We start from the raw sequence: 5752 nt of genomic DNA on the forward strand, positions 1-5752 counted from the left end.
CTCGCGCAGGGCGTGCCCGACGGCGTCGAGGTCCCGCGGGCCGGTGCCCGGCGAGGAGTCCGGCGATGAGCCCTGTGCGGCATCCGCCCACTGGACCACGGCGCCGACCCGGTGCCCGAACCGCTCGTCCGGGACCCCGAACGCCACGGCGTCCTCGATCCCGGCCACCGCCTTGAGCGCGGCCTCGACCTCCTCGGCGAAGATCTTCTCGCCGCCGGAGTTGATCACCTGACTGGCCCGGCCGAGCATGATGATCGTGTCGGGGCCGTCGTACCGTCCGCGGTCCCCGGTGAACACCCGGCGGCTGCCGGCGATCTCCCGGAAGGTCTCGGCGGTCTTGGCCTCGTCCTTGTAGTAGCCGGCGGGCTGGTACCCGCTCTTGACGATCCAGCCGATCTCCTGCGAGTCGTCGGGCAGCGGTTCGTCGAAGTCGTCGACGAGCTGCAGGGTGGTACCCCTGGGGATCCGTGGTCCGTGGTCGGCGAAGAGCGACCCGTCGTCGAGATCGGCCTTGGTCACCACGCCCAGGCCGCCGAAGCCGCCCTCGGACGAGCCGAACGCGTCCATGATCATCAGATCGGGACGGAGCTCGAGCAGGTCCGCCTTGACCGAGGGCGAGAACAGGGCGGCTCCCGAGGAGACCATGAACATGCTCGAGGTGTCGGGGTCGGTCCGCCGCATCAGATCCACGAGTGGCCGGACCATCGCGTCACCGGCCACCACGGCGACCTGGATCTTCTCGGTCTCGATCTCCTCCAGGACGTCCGCGGCCCGGAAGTGCGGGAGGTAGTGCATGGTGCCGCCGGCGAACAGGCCGGTGAAGCTGGGCATGATGCCCGAGGTGTGGATGAGCGGGAGCAGGATGAGGTAGCGCATGGGGTCACCGCCCAGACCCGCCCTGGACTGGTGGAACTCGTCGGGCACCGGCTCACCCGTGTGGTAGTCCGCGCCACCTCCGAGGCTGCGCCACAGGTCCTCCTGACGCCACATCACACCCTTCGGTTTGCCCGTCGTGCCACCGGTGAACACCAGGTAGAGATCGTCGCCGCTCCGCTCCACCCCGGGGCGCTCCGCCGACGCCGCCTCCAGGGTCTCGCGGGCGGGGAGGACACCGTCCGGAAGGGTGTCGACGCCCGAGCCGTCCTCCACCATGATCGTGTGCCGGACGGCGTCGAGCCCTCGTACGGCCTCGGTCACCGCGGCGCCGAACTCGCGGTGGAACACCAGCACGCTGGTGTCGGAGTAGTCGTAGAGGTAGCGCAGCTCCGGGCCCGAGTAGCGGTAGTTGATGCTGATGGTCACCGCCCGCAGTTTGAGGACTCCGAGGATCAGCGCCAGACAGTCCACCCCGTTGCGCAGGTGCACACCGACGTGGTCGCCGGCCCCGACGCCCAGGGAGGCGAGCGCCGAGGCCCACCGGTTGGCCTCGGCCTCCAGGTCGGCGTAGGTGAGACGACGTTCGCCCTCCACCACCGCCAGACGGTCGGCGCCGTAGGCGTCCACGGCGTGTTCGAAGAGGTCGGCCAGGTTGTGTGCCATGTGGTGTCCTCCGTGACGGGGTCGGGTGTGCTGTCTCGGGCGAGCGTCCGGTCTCAGACCGGGGTGATGGGCAGTGGCGTGCGGGCCGGTCCGAAGTCGAACGCCGCCCCGGTGCTGATCCGGGTGACGGCGACCTCGTCGGACTCCTTCGCTGGTACGTCTCCGAGCCGGAGGACGGCCTCGACCCGGGAGCCGTCCGAGGGCACGCGCTCCACGGTCCAGTGCGGGTCGACCGCCTGTGCCGCCGCGGCGAGGGGGCGCAGGCCGTCCCGGGCGAGCAGGGGCATCCAGGTGTCGTCGGCGAACGCGTCCGCCGCGGTGTCCCAGGTGACGGTGACGCTCGCGCCGTCGCCGGAGACCGACGACGAGTACCCCGTGTAGGCGGTCGGACCGGCCAGCGGGTGGAGATCGAGCACGGCGGCCAACCCGTGTGCGTCCCCCTCCACGCCGAGGACGTCTCGGATCCGTCCCGCGGCGACCCCCGCGATCCCCGTCGCCTGGTAGGCGAGCAGCCGGTCCGCGGTCTCGGCGTCCGACCGGCGACGCACCGACTGGTGGAAACCCACCGCCAGCAGGTGCATCTGCAGGTACACCTCGCGGGTCATGCGGACGAGCGCGGCCGCGGTGAACTCGGGGAAGCTCAGATCCGTCAACAGCGGACCGGCGTAGTCGTCCCGAGGGCCCTCACCGGTGGTGTCCCGCGGTTCCGGCGGCTCGAAGGCGAAGTCGATCAACCGGCTGCTCGCGGACTCGACCGCCGGCTCGGGCCACGCCGCCGGCTCTGAATCCGGGTCGATCCGCACGGTCCAGTGACAGTGCGGCGTCCGGCCCTCCGGGCTGCGCGGCGGACGGTGGACGGGCTCCACGACGGCCCGGGGGTTGGTGGCCAGCGCGGTGGCCGGGAAGGTGGGGTCCTCGATGTCGTGGCACATCGTGGTGACGAGCCGGTCCCCCATCGGTTCGACGTCCATCAGCGCACCGCAGTGGTCGAGCCAGAACTCGCCGTGGTCGTGGTCGGTGACCGCGTACCGGAAGTCCATGAACTCCGGCGGCGCCCCCACATCCAGTTGGAAGCCCTTGAAGATCTCCGCGACGCCGTCTCCCGTGATCGACAGCGCCTCCTTCATGCGCCGGGTGTAGTGCGGGCTCGCGGCCTGCCACTCCTCGATCGCCACATCGCGCATCCCGTCCACACCGAACTCGCCGAGCAGGGCCGGCATCCCCGCCCGGTCGATGAGCTGGCCGATCAGCAGCAGGTCGGGCAGCAGCCTGGCGAGCCTGGCGTGGTCGAGGGACTCCAGGGGGTCGCTGTTGACGATCCGGTCGCGCGCGGCCACCGGACTCAGACCTCGTCCGGGGCGGACACCGGCCACAAGGGGGCCGGGCTGTCCTCGATGCGATACCACCCGGCCGGCTTGTCCCCGGCCGCCTCGAACCGGGCCTTCATCGAATCGGTGAGCGCGTCGGCCTCGTACATCCGCATGAACAGGTCCACCACGTTGCCGAAGTCGAAGAAGTCGCGGTGCCACTTCCACTTCTGGTCACCGTTGTAGAGGAACCACGACCCGCCGAGCCCGTGGACCTCGTACGGCTTCCCGGTCTTCGGGTCGACGGTGTCTCGGGCGATCTGCTTCCACAGACAGAGCACGTCGCCGGTCTCGGGGTCGATGATGGTCCGGATGTAGGGGTACTCCCAGCCGTCGAGCCCGGCCATCTCCTGGCCCAGCGCGATGTCGCGGATCTCGTCCCGGCCGACGGCCATGAAGTCGTCCTTGGTGCCGTAGTTCCAGCCGTAGGTGGCGTCCTCGGCGTAGAAGTCGGCGAGCGGGGTCCAGTCCTTGTTGCGCTCGCACTCGGCGTTGGCCTCGATCCAGCGCTGCACGAACTCGGCGATCTCGGCGCGGTCGTATCGGGTCACGTCACTCACTCCTGGTGGGTCTGGTTCTCGACGAGGCGGAGTGCCTGCGTCGGGCAGTACTTGACGGCGGCCTTGACGGCCTCGAGCTGGTCGTCGGGGACCACGCCCCGCTTGGCACGCACCTTGGCCTCGGAGCCCTTGCCGACCGTGAACCAGTCGGGGGCCTCCGCCTGACATTCGGCGTGCCCCTGGCACAGGTCGAAGTCCACCTCCACCCGCATCGGCTGCTGCCCGCTCACCTGCGCTGCCTCCTCCGGTAGCGGACGGTGCACGGCTGGGCCAGCTGGACGACCATCTTGGAGTGGTCGTTGTGGTAGCTCTCGGGCGGCTGCGCGAGCTCGAACTCGAACTCCCGCAGCAGGATCGAGAAGATGGCCTTGATCTGCAGCTGGGCGAACGCCGCGCCCACGCAGCGGTGCCGTCCGGCGCCGAAGGGGATCCAGGTCCACCGGTTGACGATGTCCTCCTGGCGCGGCTCGGCATAGCGTTCCGGGTCGAAGGAGTCGGGGTCCGGGAAGTCCTCCGGCAGCCGGTTGGAGACCGCGGGGGACGCCGCGACGGTCTGCCCGGCGCGGACGACGTGGTCGCCGATCTGCACGTCCTCCTGCGCCACCCGCATGAGGATGATCAGCGGCGGGTGCAGACGCAGCGTCTCTTTCAGGGCGTTCTCGACCCTGGGCATCTGACGCAACGCCCCGAAGCTGTACTCGGCCCCGTCGGAGTAGACCTCGTCGAGTTCGGCGACCACCTGCGCGAGGTAGTCCGGGTGCTTGAGCAACTCGATGAGCATCCACGCGCTGGTACCGGAGGTGGTGTGATGTCCGGCGAACATCATGGAGATGAAGATGCCGGTGACCTCGTCCGGGGTGAACCGGTACGTGCCGTCGTCGTTCTTGACGGAGACCAGGACGTCGAGGAGGTCGCGGTCCTCCTTGCTCGCCGGCGGCTCGGCCATCCGCTGGTCCATGATCCCGGAGACCAACTCGACCAGCCCCGCTCGCGCCGCGTCCCGCTTGCGGAACGCGGGGATGTCTGCGTAGGCGTCGATGTACGCGTGGGGGTCGGTGCCCTGCTCGAGATCGTGGTAGAGGTGCGCGAACCGGGCGTCGAGCTGCTCGCGGAACTTCGGACCGATCAGGCACGCCGAGGAGGTGTAGATGGTGAGCTCGGAGAACCACTCGAGGAGGTCGATCTCACCCTCGTCGCCCCACTCGCCCACCATGCGCTGGACCTCGCGGGGGATGGTGACGGCGTGCTGGCGCATGTGCTCGCCGCGCAGCGCGGTGTTGTGCAGCATCTCCGAGCGGCGCTCGGGGCTGGCGTCGAACACGACGCCCTCACCGAACACCGGCGTCATGAACGGGTAGGCGGCGGCCTGGTCCAGCGACTCGTCCGGCGCACGGAAGAAGGCCTCGTTCGCGGCCGCCCCGGAGGCCAGGCAGATGTCGCGGTCGACGATCTTGAACACGCCGAGGTCGCCGCACTCCTCACGGACCCGCCAGAACAGGCCGATCGGGTCGGTACGGAGTTCGTCCATGTGCCCGAGCTCCCCCTCGCCGTCGGAGACCCGACGCGGCTCGGTGAGGGTGGAGAAGTCCGTGGGCTTGTCGGTGGAGCTGTCGGTACTGGTCACGAGTAGTCCTCCTCGATTGGGGCCTCCGGCTGGATCTCCAGCTCGGTGATCTGGGCGCCGCGGGGCATCGACACCATGGCGGCGACCCCCCGGGCGAGGTCGGCCGGCTTACACATGCGCGGGTGACGACCGAAGCCGTGCTTGACCCAGTCGTTGATGACCGACTCCGCGGTCTCCGGGTCGAACTCGGTGCCCATCTCGGTCATCACCGGGCCCGGGCGGACCACGCCGAGGCGGATCCCCGTGCCCTCGAGTTCCTTGCGGGCCTGGTGGGCCATGGTCTCCAGGCCGGCCTTGGCCGCGACGTACGCCCCGGAGCGGGGCCGGGCTGTGTAGGCGACGTCGGAGCCGATCAGGACCACGTCGCCCCGACGGCGATCGACCATCCCGGGGACCACCGCGTGGAGCAGCCGCTGCACGGCGAGCAGGTGGATGTCGATCTGCGAGGCGAAGTCGTCCGGCTCCATCTCCCACACGCGGGCCATCTTCAGGGTGCCCGCGCTGGAGACCAGGACCTCGGGAGGGCCGTACGCCTCACCGGCGGCGGCCACGAACGCCGCCACCGACTCCGCGCTGGTCACGTCGACCGGTCGTGCGGTGGCCCGTCCCCCGGCCTCCCGGATCCGGCCCACGAGGTCGTCGAGGCGGTCGGCGCGGCGGGC

Annotated in this window: 6 protein-coding genes; all 6 read right to left on the bottom strand. The window is 70.1% G+C overall.

Translation table 11 applies throughout. The features are described 5' to 3' along the window. Positions 1-1539, bottom strand: a 1539-nt coding sequence (locus tag G6021_RS09105) for an AMP-binding protein (protein WP_241736494.1), incomplete at its 3' end; no start/stop codon positions are given. 53 nt (positions 1540-1592) lie between these two features. After that, a complete protein-coding gene (locus G6021_RS09110; protein WP_338404124.1) occupies positions 1593-2876 on the bottom strand; it encodes a hypothetical protein in 1284 nt (427 codons plus the stop codon). A 5-nt stretch (positions 2877-2881) separates the two neighbouring features. Next, the gene (locus G6021_RS09115; protein WP_179525949.1) at positions 2882-3457 is read right to left on the bottom strand and encodes a nuclear transport factor 2 family protein; all 576 of its coding nucleotides are present in this window, start codon (positions 3455-3457) and stop codon (positions 2882-2884) included. 5 nt (positions 3458-3462) lie between these two features. Then, positions 3463-3678, bottom strand: coding sequence for a ferredoxin (locus G6021_RS09120; RefSeq protein ID WP_095717619.1), 216 nt, complete (start codon positions 3676-3678; stop codon positions 3463-3465). A gap of 14 nt (positions 3679-3692) precedes the next feature. Then, a complete protein-coding gene (locus tag G6021_RS09125) occupies positions 3693-4994 on the bottom strand; it encodes a cytochrome P450 (protein WP_095717665.1) in 1302 nt (433 codons plus the stop codon). A gap of 92 nt (positions 4995-5086) precedes the next feature. Continuing rightward, positions 5087-5752 (bottom strand): SDR family oxidoreductase (locus G6021_RS09130; RefSeq protein ID WP_182641117.1); only part of this gene is annotated, 666 nt, incomplete at its 5' end.

Source organism: Dietzia sp. CW19 (assembly GCF_014145265.1).
GTDB lineage: Bacteria > Actinomycetota > Actinomycetes > Mycobacteriales > Mycobacteriaceae > Dietzia > Dietzia natronolimnaea.